The sequence below is a fragment of the Heterorhizobium halophytocola genome (assembly GCF_017873095.1).
GTDB classification, from domain to species: domain Bacteria; phylum Pseudomonadota; class Alphaproteobacteria; order Rhizobiales; family Rhizobiaceae; genus Allorhizobium; species Allorhizobium halophytocola.
On sequence record NZ_JAGGJU010000002.1, the window covers coordinates 401,948 to 426,258 of the forward strand.

A 24,311-nucleotide genomic window follows, 5' to 3' on the forward strand; every position below is an offset into this window, starting at 1 on the left:
ATGAGGTGATCAAATGGCCGTAGCACCGGGTGGGGAGCTGCTGACACGTCCGGATAACGAGAAGGCGCCGGTTTCCCGACGCCTTCTCCCAATTCGCAAATGCAATCTACGGACCCTTACTGGATCTTGTCCTGCAGGGCGGTGACGTCGTCGGTGGTCATTTCGCCGGTGGTCTCGACCTTGCCGTCGGCGATCTTCCACAGGCGGAAGGGGCCGGTGATGTCGCCGAGCTTGTCGAAGGTGACCGGGCCGATGACGCCTTCGTAGCGGATCGGCTTGCCGTCCTTGATCAGGCCGAGCGCCTTTTCAAATTCCTCCTTGCCGGCATAGATCGGCTCGCCCTTGGGGTCGGTGACCTTGAAGATGGCGTCACGGATGTCCTCGGGCTTGTCGGAGCCTGCGGCCGCAATCGCAAGACCGACAATGGCGCCGGCGTCATAGGAGCGGTCGGCCGCCGGGTTGGACGGCTCGATGCCGCCGGAGAAGGTCTTGTAGTTGGCGTTGAAATATTCGGTCGACTTGGTCGGGCTGGTGCCGGACGAGGTGCCGTAGGCGTCGTTCAGATAGTCGGCGCCGACCGACTCGATGAAATCCGGGCTGTTCATCCCGTCGTTCAGCAGGAATTTCTGCGGGCCGCCCTGCGAGATCCAGGCGCGCGCGATGGTGGCGCCATCGACCGGATAGCTGACGAGATAGAGGCCGTCCGGCTCACCGCCCATGGCGGCCGTGACTTCTGACTGGTAGCTCGACTGCTTCTCGTTATAGGGCGTGTCGGAGACGATCTCGCCGCCGAGCGCCTTGTAGGCGCGGGAAAATTCCTGGACCATGTTGACGCCGAAGTCGTTGTTGACATGGATGATCGACAGCTTCTTGAAACCCTGGTCGATGGCGTATTTGGCCGCAGCGACACCCTGCAGCGCATCAGACGTGATGGTGCGGAAGAAGATGCCGTTGGTCTTGCCGTCGCGGCCAAGCGCCGTCAGCGTCGGCGAGGAGGAGGCAGGCGACACCTGGACGACTTTTGCGGGCGCCGTGACCGAGGTCAGGATCGGGATGGTGACGGAGGAGATGATGCCGCCGATGATCACAGGCACCTTCTTAACCTGCACGAGCTGGGTCGCGGCATCCACGGCGACATTGCCCTGGCTCTGGCTGTCACGGGTATCGGTGACGAGGTCGCAGCCGCGTACGCCGCCGGCCTCGTTGATGTCATGGAAGGCCATCTCGACCGATTTCGCACCGGCCTGGCCGTATTCGCCGGCCGGGCCGGTCAGTTCCATGACCATGCCGACGGTAATCTTGCAGTCGGCGGCGTTGGCGGCGCCGGCGGCCATGACGAGGCCGAGCGCGGTGGTGAGCAATGCAAGTGTCCTGTTCATTGACGTTCCCCTTTTTGGAATGGACTTTTCGATTGCAGGCCTGATTTCAGTCTCCCGGCGGCGTCCAGGTGCCGGCCGCCGGTGTCGCGGGCGAGGCGCGTCAGACGCGCCCGTCATTCAGATTGTAATGCATGATATTGCCGTGCCGGCCGCTGCGGTCGCGCTCCAGCGTGTAGACATCGCCCTCGAGCCCGGCGGATTGCGCGATCACCGCCTCGATCTCGGCCATGTCGGCCTTAGACAGCGCGATCTCCATGATTCTGGCATTGGCTTCGGCATGGGCGCGATTGCGCGCACCGACGATGACGGCGGCTACATGGGGCTGGCGCAGAACCCAGGCGCTGGCGATCGTCGCGATATCGGTCGCGTGACGGTCGGCGACCTGCCGCAGGACTGCAAGCAGCGACTGGAACAGGTCCCAACCGCCGAAATCGTCGATGATCAGCTTGTATTTAACGAGCGACCGGTTTTCGAGCGGCATCTCCGGTTCCGGCTGGTCGAGCCAGCGATCGGCGAGAAAGCCGCCGGCGACCGTACCGTAGCAGAGGAAGGAGAAATTCTTGTCTTCCGCAAGCGCTGCCAGCTGCTTGGCGGGGCGCTGGTCGAGCACCGAATATTGCAATTGTTGGCTGACCAGCGGAATGCCGCTGTCGATGATCCCGGCCAGGTGGTCGGTGTCGAAATTGGTGGTGCCGAGATTGCGCACCTTGCCGGCCTGCTGCAGCTCCTTCAGCCAGTGCATGGCCTCCAGATGGCCGGGCAGCGTGTAGTCCCACCAGTGGAACTGCACCAGATCGAGGCGGTCGGTCTTCAGCCGGCCGAGCGACTGGTCGACGATGCCACGAATATAGTCGCGGCTGATATTGGCAAGCACGTCGAGGTCGGGCACGAGCTTGGTGTGGACCTGCATGCGGGCGGCTTCCGCCGCGCCGCGCGTCTGTTTCAGATGCTGGCGCGCCGCGCCGATCAGGTCTTCCACGCCGGTATAGATGTCGGCGCAGTCATAGGTGGTGATGCCGAGATCGAAGGCGGCGACCAGATCCTGGACCGCCTGTTCGCGATCGATTTCGCCATGGCCGCCGGCCAGTTGCCAGCCGCCGCGAATGACCCGCGGAATGGTGTAGCCGGGCGCAAGTTCGAAGGTCTGGGTCGTCATGCGTCATCCTTTGCATCGGGGAGCGGCACCGCTGTCGTCTCGGCATGGCTGAAACGGCGGCGCTTCAGCCGGATGATCTTCAGCCGGCTGGCGCAATTGGGGTCGGGGCAGGCGATCTCGGCATCCGAGGTCATCCAGTCGTTCGGGTGGGTGTCGCGCTGCTTGGCGGCGAGCAGCGGCAGGACGGCGGCGATCGAATAGATCGAGAAGCCCTGGCCGTCGGGCAGATGCAGCATCTCGCCGCGCAGTTCGAAATGATCGCCCTCGCGCGCGCCGCAATAGATCGGCTTCCCCTTCGGGATCACCGCCTCGACGCGGAGATCGTAGAGTTCGAAGCTGTCGTCGGTCCCGCTCATGCGCCGCCCCGCGAGAAGACGACATCGCAGGCGCCGTTGCGGCGGATGGTGCCGCAGGCCTCGGCGAAATGGGCGATGTCTCCGGCCGGCACCCTGGCAACCACGCTGCCGGCAAGCCAGCCGATCGGAAACAGCATGCGGGCACCCGGGCCGTAGAACAGGCCGATGTCGAAGATCGGGTTCGGGCTGCCGCCCCACATGCGGGCCGGCACATAGGCCATGACGATGTCGCCCGGCTGTGGGTGGAGCGTGGCGTTTTCCGGCGGCAGGGGATGGGCATAACCGGCGCCGTCCAGATGGGCCGAGGGGATGGGGCAGGAGATTTCCGGGCCGGTCCACATCGCGTGCAGGCCGGGAACCGTGCGCTCGACCGCCAGGTATTCCCAGAGGAAGGCTGCATTGTCCGGCGCCTTGTCATAAAGCAGCGGGGCGGTCAGAGAGAGGCCGGACCGGGCCTCGCGGATCAGGATGGTGCGCTCGGTCATGCTTTGCTCGCAGTCTTTTCGTCGGATGTGAGGATCTGGTCGCGCAGAAACGCGAAGGGGCGGCTGATATCGGTCACCAGGGCTGCGCGGGCGGCCTGTGCGTCGCGGCCCTTCAGGGCATCGACCATGGCGCGGTGGTAAAAGCCGACATCCTCGGTGGCGCGGCCGTCGATAGCGCGGGAAAAGGCATAGGCGGCATAGCGCGTGCAGGGCCCGGATTGCAGCCACAGGCTTTCAATCATCGGCAGCAGCACGGAGGAACCGCTGCAGCGATAGATCTCGAAGTGGAATTTCTGGTTGAGCGTCGCCTCGCGGTCGAAATCGCTCGGTTCCTTCAGCCCGCGCACATCGTCCCATTCGGCAAGGATATCGCTAAGGCGCGCCAGATCCCGCGGCCCCATGGTGGCGCAGGCCAGCGCGATTGCCTCTCCCTCGATCAGGATACGGGTGCGCAACAGGTCTTCCAGCCGCGCAAGCGTGACCGGCGGCACGCGCACCGACCGGTTGGGCAGCGCCTCGAGCGCCTTTTCGCTGATCAGCCGCCCCAGCGCCTCGCGCACCGGCATGGTGCTGGTCATCATCGCATCGGCAAGGCCGCGAATGGTCAGAACCTGTTCCGGCTCGAACAGGCCGCAGATCAGCGCACGGCGCAACTCCTTGTAGACGCGTTCCTGCACGGTCTCCCGCTGGATCGGGGACAATTGCAGGGACTGCGTGCCGTCCGGCGGCTGGGCTTGCCAGTCTTGCATCCTCTCCCTCGCACTTTTCGGGTTGCGAGATATTTTAAACCTCAATAACGTGATCAAAACAAGTGTGATCACAGATCAAAAAACTGCAGCTCAAAAACGAGCGAGGGGAATGATGATTGCGGCAAGTGGCCCCTCGGGGCCGGAAACCGTGCTGTCCGTCAGCCATGCCAGCAAGCGTTATGGCGGGCTGGTGGCCGTCGATGATGTGTCCTTCAATCTCGCAAAGGGCGAGATTCTCGGCCTGATCGGGCCGAATGGGGCCGGCAAGACGACGATGTTCGATCTGGTGGCCGGCAGCCAGAAGCCGAGCTCGGGCCGGATTGCGGTCCATGGCCGCGATGTCTCGGGCCAGAGTGCCCACCGGCGCATCGCCCATGGTCTCGGCCGCACCTTCCAGATTCCAAGGCCGTTCCCGCAACTCAGCCTGATCGACAATGTCCTGCTGGCGCGCCAGAATCAGACCGGCGAGGGGGTGATTGCCAATTTCCTCAGCCCCCGGCGGGTCGCGGCCGAGGAGCGGGCGGCGGTCGAAAAGGCCCGCGCGCTTCTCGACTTCGTCCTGCTGTCGCGGCTGGAATCGGAGCCGGCAAAGGTGTTGTCGGGCGGACAGCGCAAGCTATTGGAACTGGCCCGCGTGATGATGGCCGACCCGGCGATCGTCCTGCTCGACGAACCGGCGGCCGGCGTCAATGCGACGCTTCTGGAGGTCATCATCGACCGCATCACGGAGATCAACCGGCGCGGCATCTCCTTCCTGCTGATCGAGCACAATATCGACATGGTCAGCCGGCTCTGCGGCCGGGTGCTGGTGATGGCGAGCGGCCAGCTGCTGTGCGAGGGCACGGCACAGCAGGTCGCCACCGACCCGCGGGTCATCGAAGCCTATCTGGGAGGTGCCGCATGACGCAGCCGGTACTTCTCGTCAAGGATCTGGTTGCCGGCTACGAGCCCGGCGTGCCGATCGTGCGCGGGGCCTTTATCCGGGTCGACAAAGGCGAGATTGTCGTCGTGCTGGGCCCGAATGGCGCCGGCAAATCCAGCTTCATCAAGGCAATCGCCGGTCTGGTGCCGGTCAGCGGCGGAACCGTGCATCTCGACGGCGACGACATCACCACCGTGCCCGCCCACCAGATGGTGCGCCGCGGGCTCGCCTTCGTGCCGCAGACGGAAAACATCTTCCCGCTGATGAGCATCGAGGACAATCTGAAGGTGGCGGCCGCCATCCTGCCGAAGAAGGAGATCCCGGCCAGGATCGCGGAGATGTATGCGGTCTTTCCCGATCTTGCCGAGCGCCGCCGCACGGCGGCCGGCAATCTTTCGGGCGGGCAGCGCCAGATGCTGGCGGTGGCGCGCGCGCTGATCGTGCGCCCGACGCTGCTGGTGCTCGACGAGCCCTCGGCCGGCCTGTCGCCGAAATTCGTCTCGATGGTCTTCGACATGCTGTCGCGCATCCGTGGCCACGGCATGACCATCCTGCTGGTCGAGCAGAATGCAAGGGCAGCCCTTGCGATCGGCGACCGCGCCTATGTGCTGGTCGAGGGGAAGGACGAGCACGAGGGTATCGCCTCCGCGCTCTGGAACGATCCGGTGGTCGCCGAACTCTATCTCGGCCAGCGCGCCAAAAAGTCCGACGGGAGTGCCCCATGAACCCGCAATTCATCGTCGATGGCGCGCTCACCGGCGCGATGATCGGGCTTGGCGCCATCGGCGTGACGCTCACCTATTCGATCCTGCGCTTTTCCAACTTCTCCCATGGCGACCTGATGGCCTGGGGCGCCTATGCGACGCTGACGGTGCTTGGCCTCATCGGTGCGCTGTTCGGCAAGGTCGCGCCGCTGAAGCCGCTTTCCTTCGGCTGGCCGCTGATCGTTTCGCTGCTGATCGCCATGGTCTTGATCGGACTGATGGCGATCGCCCTCGACAAGGTGCTGTTTTCCAGGCTGCGGGCCAAAGGGCAGATGATCATCGTCGTCATGGCAAGCTTCGGGGCCTCGATGGCGCTGCGCAATTTCCTCGAATTTCTCTTCACCTCCAGGCCCGCCTATTTCAGCCGGGCAATCCAGATCGCCATGCCGATCGGGTTTGGCATTCGTATCACACCCGACCAGATCGCCCTTCTGATCCTCACCGTCATTTTGGTGACGGCCGTGCATCTGATGATGACCCGCACCCAGTCCGGCCGCGCCATGCGGGCCGTCAGCCAGAACCCTGCCTTGGCCAAGGTTGTCGGCATCGATGTCCGGAGCGTCGTCCGTATCACCTGGATGACCGGCGGGGCGCTCGCCTGCGTCGCCGGCGTGATGATCGGCATTCTCGTGCAGATCCGCCCGCTGATGGGCTTCGACATGCTGTTGCCGATGTTTGCGGCCGCGATCCTCGGGGGCATCGGCAGCGTTCCGGGCGCGGTGCTCGGCGGGCTGATCATCGGTATCAGCGAGGCCGCGGCTGTCCAGCTGATCGGCGCGGAATGGCGCGCCGCGGTCTCCTTCGTCATCCTGATGGCGGTGCTGCTCGTTCGTCCGATCGGCCTTTTCGGAGTGAAGGAACGATGATCGATCTTCTCGGCTACGGCGCCTTCTTCCTGACGACGGCGCTGATCTTTTCGCTGATCACGCTCGGCCTCAACCTGCAATGGGGGCTGACGGGCCTCTTCAATGTCGGCGTTGCCGGCTTTGTCGCGATCGGCGCCTATACCTCGGCAATCCTGACGACGCCGGACGATGCAGCCCGCTTCGGCGGCTTCGACTGGCCGATCCTGGCCGGCTGGCTTGCCGCCATGGTGACGGCCGGCATTGCCGCGGCAATCACCGGCATCGCTACCCTGAGGCTGCGCGCCGACTATCTGGCGATCACCACCTTCGGCGTCGCGGTCGTCGTCCAGCTCGTGGCGCTCAACACCCAGAGCCTGACCGGTGGCCCTTTCGGTGTCGGTTTCATCCCGCGCCCCTTCGGGGAACTCGCCTCCACGCCGTTCTGGTTCAACCTTACCATGCTCGGCACGGTGGTGGTGGTGGTGGTGCTTGCCTATCTGGGGCTCGAGCATCTGTCGAAAAGCCCCTGGGGCCGGGTGTTGCGGGCGCTGCGCGAGGACGAGACGGCCGCCGTCTCGCTCGGTAAGAGCGCCCGTTTCTACCGCGTCCAGGCCTTCGCCATCGGCGGTGCGGTGATGGGGCTTGCCGGCGCCGTGCAGGCGCATTTCATCGGCTTCATCGCGCCCGACAACTACCTGCCGACGCTCACCTTCCAGGTCTGGGTGATGCTGATCGTCGGCGGCTCGGGCAGCAATCGCGGCGCGCTGCTCGGCAGCATCCTCGTCTGGGCGATCTGGGCCGGATCCGGCGCGGTTCTCTCGGTCTTCGTGCCGACAGACCAGCAGGCCCGCGCCGCCTCCCTGCAGATCGTCGCCATCGGCGTCATGCTCTGCGTCATTCTGCTCGTGCGCCCGCAGGGGATATTGGGCGAGAGGATTAGGCGCAGACGAACGGCAGGCGCGGCGGTGGCGGAAAGCAAGGCGGGAGGCTGAGGCGGGAGCGCTCGTGGCGGGGTAAATCGATGGTGGAGGGCATGGCCACCCCCCTCTGTCCTGCCGGACATCTCCCCCTCAAGGGGGGAGATCACCGTGTTGCGAGGCTCCACGCCACCGCATGTGGCGGGAGATGGCGCGCATGTTTACAGATGTGGCAGTCACATCGGCTGCGGCAAGCGAGGCATTGGCGGTAAAAACGTTCGGTCGATCCCAGCTGATCTCCCCCCTTGAGGGGGAGATGCCCGGCAGGGCAGAGGGGGGTGAGCGGGACTCTCGACGCCAGACGTTAATCCCTCACCCCTTCGCCTTCTCCGCGCTGATCGAATCGCGCACCACGCCATAGGAACGCCCCCAAGCGTCGGTCATGTCGCAGCGGATGTCCCAGAGGTCGGGGAAAAAGCGATGCCGGGCGCCGGCCTGCAGCAGGTCGACGGGGCGACCTTTCAGCGATTTCGAGCCGAGCCCGATCGAGCGGTGGATCAGGTAGACATGGTGGGCGCGGAATTTCTGGAACAGTTCGTCGAACTCGACCAGGGCTTCCGCCACCACATAGCTGTCGCCGTGATCATATTTGCCGTCATAGACATCCGCCACCGTCAGCCCGCGGCCGTCGAGATACTGCGCCTTGAACATCTGCCAGATATCCGGCGGCAGGCGCAGGAGCAGCTTGAAGCCCGGCGATTCCTGTCCCGATCCATTGCCGAGCTGCAGACGGATCTCCTGGTATTCCTTCGGCGACATGGTTTCCAGCACGTCGAGCTGCGCCGTCATCAGCCGCATCAGGCGGTGCACCCGCCCCATCAGCGTCACCACGCGGTTTGTGTCCTGCTGTTCCATGTGGTCCATCACCTCGACCAGGGTATAAGCGATCAGCTTCATCCACAGTTCCTCGACCTGGTGGACGATCTGGAACTGCAGCTCGTCGGCATTGGCCATCTCCGAAAGCGCCTTCTGGCAGGTCAGCAACTGCTCGACGTTCAGGTAGACGCCGTAGTCGAGCATGACGGGCTTTTCGATGCGGTCGTGATACGGCAGCTTGTCCATGGTCTCAGCATTCCCTTCTGGCGGCCTTCCAGGCCCTTGGCTCTTCGGAAAGCTTAGCGTGCTGCCGGGCGAACATTGTTTCGGACCTTGCGCCTGCCGCAAAATCTTCAGTACGTTATTCTCGCCAGAGGACCAATCGAGGAATGATGACCCATGAATAGCGTCGATCGCAAGATCATCCGGCTTCTCGAAACCGATGCCCGGATCTCCTTTGCCGAGCTGGCCGAGGCGGTCGGGCTGTCGAAGACGCCGTGCTGGAACCGGGTGAAGGCGCTCGAGGCGGCGGGCCTGATCCGCGGCTATTTCGCCGCCATCGATCCGGTGAAACTCGGTTTCGGCGTCGAGGCGCTGGTGCAGGTGACCATCGACCCGGAACGGTTCGAGGCCTTCGAGCGCGGGGTAAGGGCACACCCGTTGGTACGCCGGGCGCATGCGACGACCGGCGAGGCGGATTACCTGCTGCATATCATGGCCGCCGACATGGGCGCGCTCGACACGCTGCTGCGGCTGGAGATCAGCCAGTTGGCCGGTGTGCGCCGCACGGTGACGGCGATGATCACGCGCGAGATCAAGGCGGAAAACTCGATGGCCGACGCGCACCAGCACGCCGGGCTCTGATCCTGCGCCAGAAGTTCGTGACCTCGTAAAAAGCGGTTTGACAAACCGGCGCCAAGATATTTTAAATTTAAACTATCTTGGCGCTGTGCCGTCGTTCGTGGAGGGGCGATGGCGGTTTTGCGCGCCGCGACCAGCGAGGCGATCTGATGACGAACCCGGCCAGCCCCCATGAACTCCTCACCCGGCAGGCGGCGCGCTCTGGCGAGAAACCGCTGCTGATCCTGCCGCAGAAGGTGGCGGATCTCTGGGACCTGGGGCAGAGCGCGTGGAGCTACCGGCAGGCGCTTGATGCGGTCGAAACGCTCGCCGGACGCTATCGAAAAGCCGGCTATAGCCTTGGTCACCGGGTGGCGCTGCTCTTGGAAAACCGGCCGGACCACTTCTTCCACTGGCTGGCGCTCAACAGTCTCGGGGTCTCGATCGTGCCGGTCAATCCGGACTACAAGGCCGACGAACTACATTATCTTCTGGAGCACAGCGAGAGCGCGGCCCTGGTTGCGGTCGAGAGCCGGCACGGCCATGTGCGGGATGTCGCGGCGGGTCTCGGCGTGCCGTTGGTGGGCCCCGATCTCGACGACCTTCCACAGGTCGCAGCCGCGGGCGACACTCTGACTGGCCCGCTTGCCGGCGAGACGCTGGGCCGGGAATGCGCGGTGATCTACACCTCCGGTACGACGGGCCGTCCGAAGGGGTGCCTGCTGTCGAACGCCTATTTCCTCGCCTGGGGTGAGTGGTACACCGCCCAGACCGGCGCGATCAGCCTGAGGGAAGGCGTCGAGCGGCTGATGACGCCGCTACCGACCTTTCACGTCAACGCCATGGGTAATTCCTTCATGGGCATGCTCGCCTGCGGCGGCGCGCAGGTGATCATCGACCGCTTTCACCCGCGCGATTGGTGGGAGAGTGCAGCGGAGACCGGCGCCACCTGCTTCCATTATCTCGGCGTCATGCCGGCCATCCTTCTGGAAATCCCGCCCTCCGATCTCGATCGGGCGCACGGGCTCCGCTTCGGTCTGGGCGGCGGCGTGCATCCCGATCATCACGGCGTCTTCGAGGCGCGCTTCGGCGTGCCGCTGCTGGAGGGCTGGGCGATGACCGAAGGGGGAGGGGCGGCGCTTCTCTGTGCCGCCGACGAGCCCCGGCATGTTGGGCAACGCTGTCTCGGCCGCTGGAGCAGGCCCGGTCCAGGCATAGACATCCGCATCGTCGACGATGAGGGCCGTGACTGCGAAGACGGCACGCCCGGCGAATTCCTGGTGCGGGCGGCAGGCGACGACTCGCGCCGGGCCATGTTTTCCGGCTACCTGAAGAACGAGACTGCCACGAGAGAGGTCTGGAAGGACGGCTATCTCAACACCGGCGACATCATGCGGCGCGACGCGGACGGTTCGCTCTATTTCGTCGACCGGAAGAAGAACATCATCCGCCGCTCGGGCGAGAATATCGCGGCCGTCGAGGTGGAGGGGGCGATCGCAGCTCATGCCGACGTCGGACAGGTGGCGGCCGTCGCCGTTCTCGAACCCTTGCGCGGCGAGGAGGTTCTGGCCGTCGTTGTGCCGCGCAGCGGTGTCGAACCGGGTGCCGAACTCGCCCGCGCCCTCTTCGATCATGCCGCCGCCCGGCTCACCTATTACAAGGTGCCCGGCTACGTCGTTTTCCTCGATGCGCTGCCGACGACTTCAACCCAGAAGGTTCGCAAGCAGGATCTGGGCGTGGTCGCCACAGACCCGATGGCTGCGCGCCATAGCTTTGATTTTCGCGAACACAAGCAGCGGCTGCGTTTGAAAGGGTGATACGCCGCGCTTATCGAGACGGAAAGGAGATCGTCAGGGGCACATGAGGCCACTGTGGGGCCAGCCGAGCATATTCCTAACTATCTGACAATATTGCGAAACACGGAACCTCCAAAGCTCCAAGCAAAAAAATACCGATATATTTTAAGTTTAAACTTGTTTTTTGGCCGTGCTGCATGTTGAATTTGATTGCCGGCAAAAATGCCGGCCCGCCGAGGAGCGGGCTCGCAGGCCTCGAGCGGAGCGAACAAGAAGTCAGGAGCATCCTTCCGGGATGACATCTGGCCAGGTCAAACCGTTTCAGAGGAACCTTCACATGCGCTTTCTCAAGGCTCTCGCCTTAGCTTCCCTTCTCAGCGGCGTCGTAGTCTCGGCGAAAGCCGAAGACGTGATCAACGCCGTCCACTTCACACCGGCCCAGAACGGCTATGCCCAAAGCTTCCTGAAGTTCGTCAAACTGGTGAACGAGAAGGGCAAGGGCGTGGTGCGCATCGACGTGCGCGGCGGTCCGGAAGTCATTCCCTATCCGCAGCTCGGCACGGCCCAGAAATCCGGCCTGATCGACATGCTGAACGCACCGGCCGGCGCCTATCTGGAAATGGTGCCGGAGGGTGAGGTGTTCTCCGCCTCGACCATCAAGCCCTGGGACGCCCGGGCCAATGGCGGCTGGGATTTCGTCAACGGCATCTACGAAAAGAAGGGCAATGCCCATCTGCTCGCCCATATCGATGCCGGAACCGGCTTTCACATGTTCACCGTCAACAAGCCGGAGATGACCGAGGACGGCGCCATCGACTTCACCAAGCTGAAGATCCGCGCCTCGCCGCTCTACCGTCAGTTCTTCGAAGCGCTGGGCGCCTCGGTGATCGTGCAGAACGCGACCGACGTCTACACCTCGCTGGAGCGCGGCGTGATCAACGCCAATGCCTATCCGGTGATGGGCTATGCCTCGTTCGGCTGGGACAAGTTTACCAAATACCGCATCGATCCCTCCTTCTTCCAGGTCGACGTGCTCGTCTCGATGAACAAGAAGAAGTGGGACTCGCTCTCCGACGAATCGAAGAAGATCCTGAACGAGGTCTCCGTCGAATACGAGAAGCAGAGCTACGAGGCCAACCTCAAGGAAACCGACCGTCTCGCCAAGGAGATGATCGACAATGGCCAGCAGGTGGTCGAAATGACGGGAGAGGGCCGTGACAAGTTCCTGGCAACGGCGGCCAAGGCCAGCTGGGACCGCATGACCGAACGCGATCCGACCAATATCGAGACGCTGCACAAATACTTCCCCTGATCCTTGAAGGCGGGCCGGCCGGACAGGCCGGCCCGCGGTCTTGCGGCGGACGTCTGACGGCGTTCCCATTCGGCAATGCCTGTCAAACGGCAGGCTTGCGTGCACTGTTTTGGTCAAGGTCCATGCCATGAAATTCCTCTTCGATCTCACCGGCAGGCTGAGCCAGGCGCTGGCCGCGCTGGCAAAGTTGTTGATCGGTGCGATGATCCTCATCGTGATCGCCGACGTCGTCATCCGAAACCTCGACCTGAAGCCCATCTCCTGGGGCGTGTCGGTGTCGGAATATATCCTTCTCTATGTGACCTTCCTGCCGATGCCCTGGCTGGTGCACAACAAGGGCCATGTCTTCGTCGAGTTCCTGCGCAACCTGTTGCCGCCGGGCGGCCGGGCGGTGCTCGAAAAGGTGGTCTATCTCGTCTGCGTCGCTCTCTGTCTCGTCCTCGGCTTCATCGCCGTCACATCGCTGATCGGCACGGCCGCCAGCGGGGAATACGAGACCCGCAGCTTCGACATGCCGAAATGGGCGGTCTTCCTGCCGATGGCGATCGGCTTCTTCGTCTCGGCGATCGAGTGGCTGCGCTATCTCATGGGCCACGCCTCGCTCTACGATCTCGACCCGCTCGAGATGGAAGGACTGTGATCATGATGACCTGGTTCTTCCCCTTCGCCTTTCTGGTCGGCGCCATTCTCGTCTTCATGGGGCTCGGCCTGCCGGTCGCCTTTGCGTTCTTCGTCACCAACATCCTCGGCATGTATCTGTTCTTCGGCGGCACGACCGGCGTCATCCAGATGGTCGCCAATTTCTCCGACGCCGTCTCGACCTATGCGCTGGCGCCGCTGCCGATGTTCCTCGTCATGGGCAGCCTCTATTTCCGCTCCGGTCTCGGCGAGCGGGTGATCTACGCGCTGGATCTGGCGATCGGCAATCTGAAGGGCCGGCTCTCCTATGTCGTGCTGGCCGCCGGCGCGGTCTTTGCGGCACTCTCCGGTTCGTCGCTTGCCAATGCCGGCATGATGGGCTCGCTGATGGCGCCGGAAATGCTGAAGCGCAATTACAAACCGCATATGGCTTTCGGCCCGATTCTCGGCGCCGGCAGCCTCGCGGTCGTCATTCCTCCGTCCTCGCTCGGCGTGCTCCTGGGCTCGCTGGCGCAGATCGATGTCGGCGCACTGCTGATCGCCGGCGTGGTCCCCGGTCTCGTGCTCTTTGTGATGTACTGCGCGCTGATCTTCGTGCAGACGACGATCGACCCTGAGGCCGCCCCGCAATACGAGGTCGTCCAGACCTCGGGCATGGTCAAGCTGAAGGCGGTGCTGTTCAACATCATCCCGATGAGCGTGCTGGTGTTCATGGTGGTCGGTACCATCATTCTCGGCATCGCCACGCCGACGGAATCGGCAGCACTCGGCTGTGCCGGCGTCGCGGCCCTGCTGATCGTCTACCGCAAGTTCTCCTGGGCGGTCGTTTGGAAGTCGCTGGACGACGCGGTCAAGGTCACCGGCATGACCTTCCTGATCATCTCGGCGTCTACCACCTTCTCCCAGGTCTTCGCCTTCTCCGGTGCCTCCAACGGCTTCATCCAGTTCATCACCGGCTTCGACATGGGCCCCTACGGTATCCTCCTGATGATGATCGTGGTGATCCTGGTGCTCGGCATGTTCATGGACCAGGTGTCGATGATGCTGATCACCCTGCCGCTGTTCATGCCGATCGCCGCGCAATACGGCTTCGAGAATGTCTGGTTCGGCCTGCTGCTGCTGCTCGCCTACGAGGTCGGCTTCACCACGCCGCCCTTCGGCATGCTGCTCTTCGTCATGTTGGGCGTGGCGCCGAAGGGCACCTCGCTGAAGACCATGGCGCTTGCAGCCGCCCCCTATATCGGTCTGACCCTGTTCACGATCCTGCTGATCGTGATCTTCCCGCAGCTGGCGCTCTTCCTGCCAAGCCTGATCCAGCGATGAAGGAGAGGCCATGTTTGCCTATATCGTCTTCTACGGGAACCAGAACGGCACTACGCTTGCGGCGGGTCCCGACGATCTGGCCCAGCTGCGCGACATCATTGCCCGCACGCCGGGCCTGTCGTCCGGGCTGATCTTCACGCCGGAGACGGCGGAAGACCTGTTCAATCATGACGGCGCCTCGCCGCCGCTTGGCGTTCAGCTGCATTTCGAGACGCTGGACGAACTGGAGACGGCAGTGGGACCTACGGGCCACCTGCAGGCACTGTCGTCTCCGGGCGTCCTGTCGGGGCTGAAGGGTGCGAAAGTCACGCAGCAGGCCATGGTGGTGCGGCCCTATCCGGTCGACGATCCGATGCTGCGCACGTCCGAAGGAGCCTTGCCCTGCTCCTATGTCGTCCACTATCCGGGACCGGCCGAGGACATCAACGCCTGGCTCAGCCATTATATCGCCGGGCATCCTCCGATCATGCGAAAGTTCCCCGCGATACGCTCGATCGAGATCCTCAGCCGCGTCGACTGGTGCGGCGGCATTGACGCCGAACGCGTCGCCCATATCCAGCGCAATCGCATCGTCTTCGACAGTGCGGCGGCGCTGGAAGCGGCGCTGCAGTCGCCGGTGCGCCATGAAATGCGGGCCGATTTCCACACCTTCCCGCCCTTCGAGGGCGGAAATTTCCACTACCCGATGGCAACCGAGACGGTCCTGCCGGCCGGCTGAGGCCGGCAGGCAGGGATCTTTCAGGTTTCAGATCTCGAGGATCAGGCGGCCGCGGGTGACCCGGCCGTCTTCCATCATCCGCTGCGCTTCGGCCGCCCTTTCGAGCGGCAGGACATCTGCGATCTGCGGGCGGATCACGCCGTCGGCTGACAGCGCCATGATGGACGAGACGGCGCCTGCATTGTCGCTGATCATCGCACGGGTCACGGTGACGCCGAACACCGCGCCGCGATCGGCAATCGGCAGGGCGGTCAGCCAGACCAGATGGCCGCCGGGCTTCAGTACCCGGTAGGAGCGGTCATGCACCTCGCCGCCCATCAGGTCGAAGACGACGTCCTGCTGTTGCAGTTCGGTGAAATCCTCACGGTCATAGGCAATCGCCTTGCCGGCACCGAGCGAGCGCACGTAGTCGACATTGGTCGAGCGGCAGGTGGCGGTCACCTCGGCGCCAAGATGGCGGCAGAGCTGGACAAGGATGCCGCCGACAGCGCCGGAACCGCCATGCACGAGAACCTTCTGGCCCGGCTTCACGTCGGCGGTGACGACGGCCGAGATCCAGGCCGACAGGCCGGCATTGATGATCGCGGCACCCTGCTGCATCGACAGCGCGTCGGGCAGGAGCACGACCAGCGCCTCGGCGCTTGCGATCCTCTGCGCATAAGTGCCGGCCGACGGCATGGGCGGCGCCATGACGCAGACCCGGTCGCCCGGCTTGAACCGCGTTACCCCTTCGCCGCAACCGACGACCGTTCCCGTGCCGTCACGGCCGGGGATCTTCGGAAAGTGCGGGGTGAAATGCGCCGAAAGCTCGCCGGCCCTGAGCTTCCAGTCGAGCGGTGCGACACTTGCCGCTTCCAGTGCCACGAGCACCTCGCCTTCGGCCGGTTCCGGATCGGGCAGGTCGCCGAACTGCAGCACGTCCGGCCCGCCATAGGACTCGTAGAAGCAGGCCCTCATCGGCTCAGTCCTTCAGGTTGACGGGGTAAACAGGCTTTTCACCCTTCAGCACGGCGGTGACGTCGGCAAAGACCTTGGAGCGCACCTCGGCATAGGACTGAGTGGAATAATGAGCGGCATGCGGCGACAGCAGAAGGTTGTCGATCGCCAGCAGCGGATTGTCCGGCTTTGGCGGTTCGTCGGCCAGCGTATCAAGACCTGCTGCCGACAACCTGCCGCTTTTCAGCGCTTCCGCCAGGGCAGCCTCATCGATCAGCCCGCCGCGCGAGACATTGATCAGCACAGCACCCGGTTTCATCCGGGCAATCCGCTCGGCCGAGACGATGTTCTTCGTCTCCTCGGTAAAGGGGATATGCAGCGAGACGATATCGGCGGTCGCAAACAGCGTGTCGAGATCGACGGCGCGGGCGCCCGCAGCCTCGACCCGCTCTGCCGGCAGGAAGGGATCATAGGCGATGATCTGGTAGCCGAAGGCGGACGCCTTCTTCGCCGTCAGCCGGCCGATCTGGCCGAAGCCGATCAGGCCGAGCGTCTGGCGATCGGGCCGCGTTATGCCGTCGCCATCGGCAAGCGCTTTCCAGCGGCCGCCGCGCACGGCGGTGTCGAACAGCTTCAGCCGGCGCTGTAGGGCAAGGATCATCGCCAGCGCGTGGGTCGAGACTTCGTCGATATTGCTGTCGGGCACATAGGTCACCTGCACGCCGGCCTTGGTGCAGGCCTCGACATCGATGGTGTCCAGCCCGACGCCGAAGCGGCCGATGACCTTGAGTTTCGGCAGGGCGGCCAGCACGCGCGCGGTGATCGGTTCGCGCAGCACCATCAGCGCGTCGGCATCCTGGCATTCGGCGATCAGTTCGTCTTCGGTAAGCAGCGTCTTTTCGAGGAAGGTGACGTCCATGCCCTCGAGATAGGCGCGCTGCTCGTCCTCGACGGTCAGCATGCCGTCGGTCTTGATGATGGTCATCGTCATGGCGGGGCCTTTCCTATTCTGCAGCGCGTGCGGCGGCGATGCCGGCAGCGAGGCTGGCGCCGAGGAACATCGTGTCGGAGGCCAGCATGTAGAAACTGATGCCGGCCTTCGACCATTTGCCCACGTCATCGGCCGAAGGGCGGAAGATGCCGACGGCCTTGCCGGCGGCACGCGCGGTGCTGGTGATTGTCTCGATCGCCGCATTCAGCTTGTCGGCGCCGGCCGGTCCCATGGCATCGATCGAGACGGAGAGATCGCCGGGGCCGATGAAGATCACGTCGACACCCTCGACCTTGACGATTTCGTCGATATTGGCGAGCCCTTCTGCGGTCTCCACCTGAATGGCCAGCACCAGCGTTTCATTGGCCGATTTCAGGTAGTCGGGAATGCGGTAGCCATAGGCGGCCGCGCGGCCCGGGCCGACGCCGCGCTCGCCGACCGGCGGGTAGCGGGTGGCCATGACGGCGGCCTTCGCCTGCGCGGCAGTCGAGATGCGCGGCACCAGAACGCCGGCGGCCCCTGCATCCAGAACCGAGGCAATCCATTCCGGCGTATGGCCGGGCACGCGCACCATGGCGGGCACCTGGTGCACGTCGGCGGCGCGGATCAGGTCCTCGATCCGCTCGCGACCGATCTGCGAATGCTCCCAGTCGATGCAGAGAAAATCGAGGCCGGCTGCCGCCGTGACCTCGATCGCCACCGGATGCGGGATCGCCGCGAATGTCCCGACAACGTGCTTGAATTCAATGCATTTTTGACGAAAGCCGGTCATGGGGAATCCTCAAGGTTGTTGGCGGGCGTGATGAAGGCGGGGCGCGGCTCTGCGTCGCCGGTCGAGAAATTTTAAGCATAAAATATATTGCGCTGGCAAGCCGGTTCGACAATGCAGCCCTTCGGCCCGTCCGCGCATCAGGCGCGATCGGGCAATAGCGCGATGAAGCGTTCGAGCGGAGGGCTCGATAGGCTGCGGGCATGGACGAGACAGAGATCGAGGCCGACATCGAGGTCCTCGACCGGCCGGAAGGCGATGCCGTCGGGCGGGCGCCAGCGCTGGCAGGAATTGACGAAGGCAAGCCCCGCCCCGGCATGTACCAGCGCCAGCATGTCGGCCTCGGAATGCATCTGCGCGACCTCTTGCCCGGCAAAACCGGCTGTTGCCAGCGCGCCGGCCAGATCGTCGAAATAGCGCGGGCTTTCGGCGCGCTGAAAACCGATGAATGCGCGGCCCGCAAGGTCGGCCAGACGGATCGACGCCGCTGCGGCGAGCGGATCGTCTGCCGGCAGCGCGAGCATGACCGGGTGGCGCTCAAGCGGGATGGATATAAGGCCGGGATCCTCGGGCGGATTGTAGAGAATGCCGCCGTCGAGCCGCTGTTCGCGCAAGGCCTGCAACTGCGCCCCCGATGACAGCGAGGAAAGCGCAAGCGCCACCCCCGGCACCTCGGCGCGGAAGCTGCGGATCGCATCCGGCACGATGCCATGCCATGCCGCCACCTCGATGAAGCCGAGGCGCAGCGTGCCGGCGGTTCCGGCCGCAGCCGCTCTGGTTTCGGTCACCGCCCGGTCAAGCGCGCCGGCCAGTTGGCGGCAGTGACCGAGCAGCACATGGCCCGCCGCCGTCAGCCGGACGCCGCGCGGCAGACGCTCGAACAATGCGAGGCCGAGCTCGTCTTCCAGCAGCCGGACCTGCCGGCTGAGCGCCGGCTGGGCGATGCCAAGCCTTGCCGAAGCGCGGCCGAAATGCTCGGCCTCGGCAATCGCCCTGAAATAGTGAAGTTGTCTCAGTTCCATGCCAATCGATAGCAGTTTGCGATCGGTTTGCCAGCGAAATTGAATTGGAAATGCCGGCTTGCGGCAAGATAGTTTATGTTTAAAGTAAATCCGGAAAGGGGAACTGCATTGGCTCCATCGTCACCCTACAGCGCCTTGCGGCAGAAGGCTCTGGCCCGACCGGACCTGCCGTTGCTGCTGGCGCCGGCAAGTGCGGCGCTGCCTTATGCGCCGGACGGTTTCCGCTTCAGCTATGGCGCGATCCACGATGCCTGTCTTGCCCTTCGCGACCGCTTCGCCGCTGCCGGCTACACGGCCGGCGACCGCGTGGCGCTGCTTTTGGAAAACCGCCCGGAGTTTTTCGTTCACTGGCTGGCGTTGAACGCCCTCGGCGTCTCGATCGTGCCGATCAATCCCGACATGCGCGCCGAGGAACTGCGCTTCCAGCTCGAGGTGTCCGGGGCGCGTCTCGTGGTGGCACTGGCCGAGCACGACGCGCTGGTTACGGGCGGCCTGACCGCAGATGCCGTGGCGGTCCATCCGGGCGATCCCCTGCCACAGGCGGCGCCGCAAATGCTGGCCGGGACGACGGCCGGCGATCCGGATTGCGAATGCGCGCTTCTCTTTACCTCCGGCAGCAGCGGCAAGCCCAAGGCCTGCATCCTCTCCAACCGCTATTTCATGACGCTTGCCGACTGGTACGTCACCCAGGGCGGCATTGCCGAAATGGGCGAGGACTGCGAGATCGCGCTGACGCCGCTTCCCTTCTTCCACATGAACGCGCTCGGCTGCACGGCCGTTGGCATGATGGTCAAGGGCGGCGCAATCGTTCCGCTCGACCGCTTTTCCGCCCGGCGCTGGTGGGCAACTGTCGCCGACAGTGGCGCCACCATCGTCCATTGCCTCGGCGTCATCCCGGCGATCCTGCTGCAATTGCCCGAGGATCCGGCCGAGCGTCTTCACAAGGCCCGTTTCGCGCTCGGACCCGGCGTCGATGCCCGCCACAAGCAGGTGTTCGAGGCCCGCTATGGCCTGCCGATCGTGGAAGCCTGGGCGATGACGGAGACCGGTGGCGCGGCCGTCACCACGACAGCACGCGACGATTACGAGGCCGGCCGGCGATGCATCGGCCGTGCCCGTGACAGCATGGACTACCGGATCGTCGATGATGCCGGCCAGGACGTGCCGCTCGGCGAACCCGGCGAGCTTCTGGTCCGTGCGAAGGGCGACGATCCGCGCCGGGGTTTCTTCTCCGGCTATCTCGGCGATCCCACGGCCACCGAAGAGGCCTGGGCCGGTGGCTGGTTCCACACCGGCGATCTGGTCCATGGCGATCAGGGCGGGCTTCTCTATTTCTTCGACCGCAAGAAGAGTGTCGTGCGCCGCTCCGGCGAGAACATCGCCGTGCTGGAGGTCGAGGCGGTGCTCAACCGCGATCCGGCGATCGAGGCGGTCGCCGTGGCTCCGGCGCCGGATGACCTGCGCGGCGAGGAGGTGTTCGCCTTCGTCGTGCTTTCCGGCGAGGCGAGAACCAGGGATCGCGACACGCTTGCCGGTGAAATCCTGCAGCAGGCGGCGCAGTCGCTCTCCTATCACAAGCTTCCGGGCTACATCGCCTTTATCGATGCACTGCCGGTCGGCTCTACCCAGAAGCTGCAACGTGGCGTGCTGAAATCCGAGGCCGCGCGGCTGCTGACGGAGGGCGGCATGCTCGACCTGCGGCAAGATAAGGCGGCGATCCGCAAGGCGGACAAGCCGGCAGCAGCCGGGGGCTGACGCTACCATGACAGATCAAGACACAATGATGGAGACAGGCCGATGACGCCGGAAAAGATCCTCTACGAAGCCGAAATGAAGGCCCATGGCGGCCGCGACGGAAAGGCGGAAAGCCCCGACGGCAGCATTTCCTTGTCGCTCAGCGTGCCCAAGGGGCTCGGTGGCCCGGGCGGCGAGGGCACCAATCCCGAACAGCTGTTTGCCGCCGGCTATGCGGCCTGCTTTTTGGGTTCCGTCAAGCTGGTCGCCCGCACCTCCAAGGTGCCGCTGACCGACGAGGCCAGCGTCACGGCCAAGGTCGGGATCGGCCCTGTACCGGTCGGCTATGCGCTGGCGGTGGAACTCACCGTGTCGCTGCCGGGGGTAGAGCGCGCCACGGCGGAAGAAATCGTGGCCGGCGCCCATGAACGCTGCCCCTATTCGAATGCCACGCGCGGGAATGTCGACGTCAAGCTGACGGTCGCTTAAGGTAGAGGGATGAGCGGATTGGCAAGCGGCCGGATGCGGGCGGGCAGGCGACAGGGATATGACGGCGTGGTGTTGGCCGCCCCCGTCACCGTGCCCTATGTTCGCTTCAGCACGGAGGCGACGGCCTGGTGGGTCGGACGGGCGCTGGCGGCCCTTTCGACAGCGTCCGGCATCTCGCACCGCGCCTTCGACGGCCTTTCGCTTTCCAGCTTTTCCACCGCGCCCGATACGGCGATCGGGCTGACCCAGCATTTCGGCCTTTCGCCGCGCTTCATCGATTTCATCCCGATGGGCGGAGCGTCCGGTATCGTCTCGATCCGCCATGCCGCCCGTGCGGTACAGGCGGGCGATGTCGACGTCGTCGCCTGCATTGCCGCCGACACCAACCACGTCCATTCCTTCCGGCATTCGCTGGAGAATTTCTCCCGCTTCTCGCAGGATGCCGTCTATCCCTATGGCACCGGTGGCCCGAATGTCAGCTTCGCGCTGATCGCCGCCAACTACATGGCGAAATACGGTGCGACCCGCGAGGATTTCGGCCGGATCTGCGTCGCCCAGCGCGACAATGCGCTGCACAATCCGAACGCGCTGATGAAGAAGCCGCTGTCGCTGGATCAATATATGGCGGCACGCGCGATCGCCGAGCCGATCCACCTCTTCGACTGCGTCATGCCCTGCGCCGGCGCCGAGGCGTTTCTGGTCATGCGCGAGGAAACGGCGAAGGCGCAAGGCCTGCCCTTTGCCCGGCTGCTGTCGGCGATCGAGCGGCATCACGCCTTTGCGGAAGACCTGGTCCAAGAGCGTGGTGGCTGGGCCATGGACATCGGCGAGCTCTATGCCATGGCTGGCGTGACGCCTGATGCGATCGACGTGGTCGAGACCTATGACGATTATCCGGTGATCTCGATGATGCAGTTCGAGGATCTCGGCTTCTGCGGCAAGGGCGAGGGGCCGGATTTCGTCCGCCGGCACGATCTGACGGTCACCGGCAGCTTCCCGCACAACACCAGCGGTGGACAGCTGTCAACCGGCCAGGCCGGAGCCGCCGGCGGCCATCTCGGCATCGTCGAGGCCATCCGTCAGGTGACCGGCAGCGCCGGGGGCGCGCAGGTGAACGGAGCCCGCCTGGCGCTCGCCTCCGGCTTCGGCATGATCAATTACGACCGTGGCCTGGCATCGGGCGCGATCATCCTTGCGGGAGAAGGTCCATGACCGGCTCGACCTTTGGCCCGCTTGCCGTGCCCAAGCGCAAGAATCCGCTGACCCGCACCCGCCAGCCATTATTGCCGCCTGCCAGGCGCAGCCGTCGCGCGCATGACCTGACATGGGCCGCAGCCGAGGGCCGGTTCGCGCTGCATGCCTGCACCCAGTGCGGCGCGTTCTCCTATCCGCCGCGCGAAGCCTGCCCGCAATGCCTGTCGGAAGACCTGGTGATGCGGGATGCGCCCGACACAGGCGCCCTGCTGTCGGCAACGCGGGCCGAGGTGCCGGCCGACACTTATTTCCGCGAGCGCGCGCCTGCCCATGTCGGGCTGGTCCAGCTGGATTGCGGACCTGCCGTGCTCTGCCACCTGAACCCCGCGGCAATCCCCGGGGACAGGCTGCGGCTCTTCCTCAGGCTCGACCGGGCGGGGCAGGCGGTGTTCTATGCGACACCTCTATTAGGAGACATCGACTTGGCCGACGATCCGCAGTGGCGCGAACTTAGCGCCGACCCCAAACACCGCCGCGTGCTCGTCACCGACGGGCGTCATCCGGTGACGGTGCCCCTCGTGACGGCTTTGAAGCGTGCCGGCGCGCGGGACATCGTCATCGGTCTGTCGGAAGCGTGGAAGCCGTTCGCCACCCGCGAGCAGCTTCAGGCCATCGACGGCGTGACGATCGTGCCGCTCGACCTGACCGACGAAAAATCGGTAGTGGATGTCGCCCGCGACTATGCGGCAAAGACCGAGATCCTGGTCAATACCGCCGATTATCTGCGTCCCGGCAGCCTGCTGGAGCCGGGCCAGATGAACCCGGCGCGCGAGGCTATGGAACGGCTATATTTCGGCCAGATGCGGCTTGCCCGCGCCTTCGCGCCGGTGATGATCGCGCGCGGCGCGGATGGCGAGGCGGGGGCTGCCGCCTGGGTCAACCTGCTTTCGGTCTTTGCCGAGGCACATGCGCCCGGCTATGCCGCCTATGCGGCGGCGCAGGCGGCAAGCCTTGCCCTGTCGCACAGCCTGCGCGCCGAGCTTGCCCAGGGCGGCATCCGCCTTGCCAATGTGTTTTGCGGCCCGACCGACAGCGAATGGTATCAGGCCGTTCCGCAGCCGAAGGTCAACCAGAAGGCGCTGGCCGCTGCCATCCTCGACGCGCTGATGCGCGGGCTGGAGGAGAGCCATGTCGGCGATGTCGCCCAGGACCTGCTGGAGCGCCGGCGCCGCAATCCCAAGGCGCTGGAACGTGAACTCGGCGCTGGCCGCCAAGGATGATGCCGATGACCCCCGATACCCCGCCCGACACCTCTCACGCCGATACCCTAGACGCCCTGGCCCGCGCCCTTGCCGGTGGTGCTGTGAAGATTGTCGACCTCACCCAGACGCTGTCGCCCGATTTTCCGACCATCGTCATGCCGCCGGAACTTGGCCAGTCGATGCCGGTGCGCATCGAGCGGATCTCGCATTATGACGGGTCGGGGCCGGCCTGGTACTGGAACAACCTGTCCTTCGGCGAACATACCGGCACGCATTTCGACGCGCCGATCCACTGGTTTACCGGCAGGGATCTCGCCAACAATGCGGTCGACACGCTGCCGGTGGCCGACATGCTGGCGCCGGCCTGCGTGATCGACTGCTCGGCTGCCGCTGCCGATGACGGCGACTTCCTGCTGACGCGTGATCATGTCGCGGACTTCGAGACCGAGCATGGCGAGATACCCCGGGGCTGCTGGGTGCTGATGCGCACCGACTGGTCGAAACGGACAGGGGCGGCCTATGCCAATTTCGAGGATGACGGTCCCCACACGCCGGGACCGGATGCCGAGACGATCCGCTTCCTGGTCGAGGAGCGCGGTATCCTCGGCTTCGGCACCGAGACGATCGGCACCGATGCCGGGCAGGGCGGGCATTTTCATCCACCCTATCCGGCCCATCATTACCTGCACGGGGCGGGGCGCTATGGCCTGCAGTGCCTCTGCAATCTCGACCAGCTGCCGGCAAAGGGCGCCATGGTGTTGGCGGCACCTTTGAAGATCCTCAACGGGTCCGGCAGCCCGCTGCGGGTCATCGCCCTGGTGCCCGGCAACCGCTGAC

25 protein-coding genes are annotated in these 24,311 nt (G+C 64.7%); 15 read left to right on the top strand and 10 right to left on the bottom strand.

The window, feature by feature from the left end; translation table 11 throughout:
• Window positions 1-116 precede the first annotated feature (116 nt).
• From J2Z17_RS05020 to J2Z17_RS05040, 5 genes are all read right to left on the bottom strand, one after another.
• Window positions 117-1,379, bottom strand: a complete 1,263-nt coding sequence (locus J2Z17_RS05020; RefSeq protein WP_209942777.1) for an ABC transporter substrate-binding protein — start codon at window positions 1,377-1,379, stop codon at window positions 117-119.
• 100 nt (window positions 1,380-1,479) lie between these two features.
• Window positions 1,480-2,535: an aldo/keto reductase gene (locus J2Z17_RS05025; protein ID WP_209942779.1), complete on the bottom strand. Its 1,056-nt coding sequence runs from the start codon at window positions 2,533-2,535 to the stop codon at window positions 1,480-1,482.
• On the bottom strand, window positions 2,532-2,891 hold the full coding sequence (locus J2Z17_RS05030; RefSeq protein WP_209942781.1) for a TIGR04076 family protein: 360 nt from the start codon (window positions 2,889-2,891) through the stop codon (window positions 2,532-2,534). Before J2Z17_RS05030 ends, J2Z17_RS05025 begins: the two co-directional genes overlap by 4 nt.
• Window positions 2,888-3,376: a DUF3830 family protein gene (locus J2Z17_RS05035; RefSeq protein WP_209942783.1), complete on the bottom strand. Its 489-nt coding sequence runs from the start codon at window positions 3,374-3,376 to the stop codon at window positions 2,888-2,890. Before J2Z17_RS05035 ends, J2Z17_RS05030 begins: the two co-directional genes overlap by 4 nt.
• Window positions 3,373-4,125 (bottom strand): GntR family transcriptional regulator, encoded by a 753-nt coding sequence (locus J2Z17_RS05040; RefSeq protein ID WP_209942785.1) that lies wholly within the window; start codon window positions 4,123-4,125, stop codon window positions 3,373-3,375. The genes J2Z17_RS05035 and J2Z17_RS05040 overlap by 4 nt, the downstream gene beginning before the upstream one ends.
• Before the next feature lie 112 nt (window positions 4,126-4,237).
• On the opposite strand from J2Z17_RS05040, the gene J2Z17_RS05045 reads away from it, so the two are divergent.
• Genes J2Z17_RS05045 through J2Z17_RS05060 form a run of 4 tightly spaced genes read left to right on the top strand, consistent with a single transcriptional unit; the run spans window position 4,238 to window position 7,648 of the window.
• The gene (locus tag J2Z17_RS05045) at window positions 4,238-5,029 is read left to right on the top strand and encodes an ABC transporter ATP-binding protein (protein ID WP_245223894.1); all 792 of its coding nucleotides are present in this window, start codon (window positions 4,238-4,240) and stop codon (window positions 5,027-5,029) included.
• The gene (locus J2Z17_RS05050) at window positions 5,026-5,772 is read left to right on the top strand and encodes an ABC transporter ATP-binding protein (protein ID WP_209942789.1); all 747 of its coding nucleotides are present in this window, start codon (window positions 5,026-5,028) and stop codon (window positions 5,770-5,772) included. Before J2Z17_RS05045 ends, J2Z17_RS05050 begins: the two co-directional genes overlap by 4 nt.
• The gene (locus J2Z17_RS05055) at window positions 5,769-6,677 is read left to right on the top strand and encodes a branched-chain amino acid ABC transporter permease (RefSeq protein WP_209942791.1); all 909 of its coding nucleotides are present in this window, start codon (window positions 5,769-5,771) and stop codon (window positions 6,675-6,677) included. Before J2Z17_RS05050 ends, J2Z17_RS05055 begins: the two co-directional genes overlap by 4 nt.
• Window positions 6,674-7,648: a branched-chain amino acid ABC transporter permease gene (locus J2Z17_RS05060; RefSeq protein WP_209942793.1), complete on the top strand. Its 975-nt coding sequence runs from the start codon at window positions 6,674-6,676 to the stop codon at window positions 7,646-7,648. The genes J2Z17_RS05055 and J2Z17_RS05060 overlap by 4 nt, the downstream gene beginning before the upstream one ends.
• A gap of 297 nt (window positions 7,649-7,945) precedes the next feature.
• Here J2Z17_RS05060 and J2Z17_RS05065 read toward each other — a convergent pair whose 3' ends face one another.
• Complete coding sequence (locus tag J2Z17_RS05065) at window positions 7,946-8,695, bottom strand: tryptophan 2,3-dioxygenase family protein (RefSeq protein WP_209942795.1); 750 nt, start codon at window positions 8,693-8,695, stop codon at window positions 7,946-7,948.
• 153 nt (window positions 8,696-8,848) lie between these two features.
• On the opposite strand from J2Z17_RS05065, the gene J2Z17_RS05070 reads away from it, so the two are divergent.
• The 6 genes from J2Z17_RS05070 (at window position 8,849) to J2Z17_RS05095 (ending at window position 15,077) form a co-directional block, all read left to right on the top strand.
• Window positions 8,849-9,313 carry an Lrp/AsnC family transcriptional regulator gene (locus tag J2Z17_RS05070; protein WP_209942797.1) on the top strand — a complete coding sequence of 155 codons (465 nt, stop codon included), beginning with the start codon at window positions 8,849-8,851 and terminating at the stop codon, window positions 9,311-9,313.
• A gap of 146 nt (window positions 9,314-9,459) precedes the next feature.
• Complete coding sequence (locus J2Z17_RS05075; protein ID WP_209942799.1) at window positions 9,460-11,106, top strand: AMP-binding protein; 1,647 nt, start codon at window positions 9,460-9,462, stop codon at window positions 11,104-11,106.
• Between the two features lie 316 nt (window positions 11,107-11,422).
• A complete protein-coding gene (gene dctP, locus J2Z17_RS05080; RefSeq protein WP_209942801.1) occupies window positions 11,423-12,397 on the top strand; it encodes a TRAP transporter substrate-binding protein DctP in 975 nt (324 codons plus the stop codon).
• Between the two features lie 127 nt (window positions 12,398-12,524).
• Entirely contained in the window at window positions 12,525-13,037 is a 513-nt protein-coding gene (locus J2Z17_RS05085) for a TRAP transporter small permease (RefSeq protein WP_209942802.1), read from the top strand.
• A gap of 2 nt (window positions 13,038-13,039) precedes the next feature.
• Entirely contained in the window at window positions 13,040-14,359 is a 1,320-nt protein-coding gene (locus J2Z17_RS05090) for a TRAP transporter large permease (RefSeq protein WP_342454371.1), read from the top strand.
• 10 nt (window positions 14,360-14,369) lie between these two features.
• Window positions 14,370-15,077: a hypothetical protein gene (locus tag J2Z17_RS05095; RefSeq protein WP_209942804.1), complete on the top strand. Its 708-nt coding sequence runs from the start codon at window positions 14,370-14,372 to the stop codon at window positions 15,075-15,077.
• Between the two features lie 27 nt (window positions 15,078-15,104).
• Here the strand turns inward: J2Z17_RS05095 and J2Z17_RS05100 are convergent, their stop codons facing one another.
• The 4 genes from J2Z17_RS05100 to J2Z17_RS05115 form a co-directional block, all read right to left on the bottom strand.
• Complete coding sequence (locus J2Z17_RS05100; RefSeq protein WP_209942806.1) at window positions 15,105-16,034, bottom strand: NADP-dependent oxidoreductase; 930 nt, start codon at window positions 16,032-16,034, stop codon at window positions 15,105-15,107.
• 4 nt (window positions 16,035-16,038) lie between these two features.
• Window positions 16,039-17,004: a C-terminal binding protein gene (locus J2Z17_RS05105; RefSeq protein ID WP_209942809.1), complete on the bottom strand. Its 966-nt coding sequence runs from the start codon at window positions 17,002-17,004 to the stop codon at window positions 16,039-16,041.
• A gap of 13 nt (window positions 17,005-17,017) precedes the next feature.
• Window positions 17,018-17,776: an HpcH/HpaI aldolase family protein gene (locus J2Z17_RS05110; protein WP_209942810.1), complete on the bottom strand. Its 759-nt coding sequence runs from the start codon at window positions 17,774-17,776 to the stop codon at window positions 17,018-17,020.
• A gap of 137 nt (window positions 17,777-17,913) precedes the next feature.
• Window positions 17,914-18,795: a LysR family transcriptional regulator gene (locus J2Z17_RS05115; protein WP_209942811.1), complete on the bottom strand. Its 882-nt coding sequence runs from the start codon at window positions 18,793-18,795 to the stop codon at window positions 17,914-17,916.
• Window positions 18,796-18,903: 108 nt separating this feature from the next.
• On the opposite strand from J2Z17_RS05115, the gene J2Z17_RS05120 reads away from it, so the two are divergent.
• Genes J2Z17_RS05120 through J2Z17_RS05140 form a run of 5 tightly spaced genes read left to right on the top strand, consistent with a single transcriptional unit; the run spans window position 18,904 to window position 24,310 of the window.
• The gene (locus tag J2Z17_RS05120; RefSeq protein WP_209942813.1) at window positions 18,904-20,550 is read left to right on the top strand and encodes an AMP-binding protein; all 1,647 of its coding nucleotides are present in this window, start codon (window positions 18,904-18,906) and stop codon (window positions 20,548-20,550) included.
• A 42-nt stretch (window positions 20,551-20,592) separates the two neighbouring features.
• Window positions 20,593-21,018 (top strand): organic hydroperoxide resistance protein, encoded by a 426-nt coding sequence (locus J2Z17_RS05125; RefSeq protein WP_209942815.1) that lies wholly within the window; start codon window positions 20,593-20,595, stop codon window positions 21,016-21,018.
• A gap of 9 nt (window positions 21,019-21,027) precedes the next feature.
• Entirely contained in the window at window positions 21,028-22,230 is a 1,203-nt protein-coding gene (locus J2Z17_RS05130) for a thiolase family protein (RefSeq protein WP_245223872.1), read from the top strand.
• Window positions 22,227-23,492, top strand: a complete 1,266-nt coding sequence (locus tag J2Z17_RS05135) for an SDR family NAD(P)-dependent oxidoreductase (RefSeq protein WP_209942817.1) — start codon at window positions 22,227-22,229, stop codon at window positions 23,490-23,492. The genes J2Z17_RS05130 and J2Z17_RS05135 overlap by 4 nt, the downstream gene beginning before the upstream one ends.
• Before the next feature lie 5 nt (window positions 23,493-23,497).
• Complete coding sequence (locus J2Z17_RS05140) at window positions 23,498-24,310, top strand: cyclase family protein (RefSeq protein WP_209942819.1); 813 nt, start codon at window positions 23,498-23,500, stop codon at window positions 24,308-24,310.
• Window position 24,311 lies beyond the last annotated feature (1 nt).

Coding starts and splice junctions, on each gene's coding strand:
- J2Z17_RS05105 (WP_209942809.1), bottom strand. CDS start 17,004: ATGACGATGACCATCATCAAGACCGACGGCATGCTGACCGTCGAGGAC.
- J2Z17_RS05065 (WP_209942795.1), bottom strand. CDS start 8,695: ATGGACAAGCTGCCGTATCACGACCGCATCGAAAAGCCCGTCATGCTC.
- J2Z17_RS05050 (WP_209942789.1), top strand. CDS start 5,026: ATGACGCAGCCGGTACTTCTCGTCAAGGATCTGGTTGCCGGCTACGAG.
- J2Z17_RS05020 (WP_209942777.1), bottom strand. CDS start 1,379: ATGAACAGGACACTTGCATTGCTCACCACCGCGCTCGGCCTCGTCATG.
- J2Z17_RS05140 (WP_209942819.1), top strand. CDS start 23,498: ATGACCCCCGATACCCCGCCCGACACCTCTCACGCCGATACCCTAGAC.
- J2Z17_RS05115 (WP_209942811.1), bottom strand. CDS start 18,795: ATGGAACTGAGACAACTTCACTATTTCAGGGCGATTGCCGAGGCCGAG.
- dctP (WP_209942801.1), top strand. CDS start 11,423: ATGCGCTTTCTCAAGGCTCTCGCCTTAGCTTCCCTTCTCAGCGGCGTC.
- J2Z17_RS05085 (WP_209942802.1), top strand. CDS start 12,525: ATGAAATTCCTCTTCGATCTCACCGGCAGGCTGAGCCAGGCGCTGGCC.
- J2Z17_RS05030 (WP_209942781.1), bottom strand. CDS start 2,891: ATGAGCGGGACCGACGACAGCTTCGAACTCTACGATCTCCGCGTCGAG.
- J2Z17_RS05135 (WP_209942817.1), top strand. CDS start 22,227: ATGACCGGCTCGACCTTTGGCCCGCTTGCCGTGCCCAAGCGCAAGAAT.
- J2Z17_RS05095 (WP_209942804.1), top strand. CDS start 14,370: ATGTTTGCCTATATCGTCTTCTACGGGAACCAGAACGGCACTACGCTT.
- J2Z17_RS05125 (WP_209942815.1), top strand. CDS start 20,593: ATGACGCCGGAAAAGATCCTCTACGAAGCCGAAATGAAGGCCCATGGC.
- J2Z17_RS05130 (WP_245223872.1), top strand. CDS start 21,028: ATGAGCGGATTGGCAAGCGGCCGGATGCGGGCGGGCAGGCGACAGGGA.
- J2Z17_RS05025 (WP_209942779.1), bottom strand. CDS start 2,535: ATGACGACCCAGACCTTCGAACTTGCGCCCGGCTACACCATTCCGCGG.
- J2Z17_RS05090 (WP_342454371.1), top strand. CDS start 13,040: ATGATGACCTGGTTCTTCCCCTTCGCCTTTCTGGTCGGCGCCATTCTC.
- J2Z17_RS05075 (WP_209942799.1), top strand. CDS start 9,460: ATGACGAACCCGGCCAGCCCCCATGAACTCCTCACCCGGCAGGCGGCG.
- J2Z17_RS05035 (WP_209942783.1), bottom strand. CDS start 3,376: ATGACCGAGCGCACCATCCTGATCCGCGAGGCCCGGTCCGGCCTCTCT.
- J2Z17_RS05045 (WP_245223894.1), top strand. CDS start 4,238: ATGATTGCGGCAAGTGGCCCCTCGGGGCCGGAAACCGTGCTGTCCGTC.
- J2Z17_RS05040 (WP_209942785.1), bottom strand. CDS start 4,125: ATGCAAGACTGGCAAGCCCAGCCGCCGGACGGCACGCAGTCCCTGCAA.
- J2Z17_RS05110 (WP_209942810.1), bottom strand. CDS start 17,776: ATGACCGGCTTTCGTCAAAAATGCATTGAATTCAAGCACGTTGTCGGG.
- J2Z17_RS05060 (WP_209942793.1), top strand. CDS start 6,674: ATGATCGATCTTCTCGGCTACGGCGCCTTCTTCCTGACGACGGCGCTG.
- J2Z17_RS05070 (WP_209942797.1), top strand. CDS start 8,849: ATGAATAGCGTCGATCGCAAGATCATCCGGCTTCTCGAAACCGATGCC.
- J2Z17_RS05055 (WP_209942791.1), top strand. CDS start 5,769: ATGAACCCGCAATTCATCGTCGATGGCGCGCTCACCGGCGCGATGATC.
- J2Z17_RS05100 (WP_209942806.1), bottom strand. CDS start 16,034: ATGAGGGCCTGCTTCTACGAGTCCTATGGCGGGCCGGACGTGCTGCAG.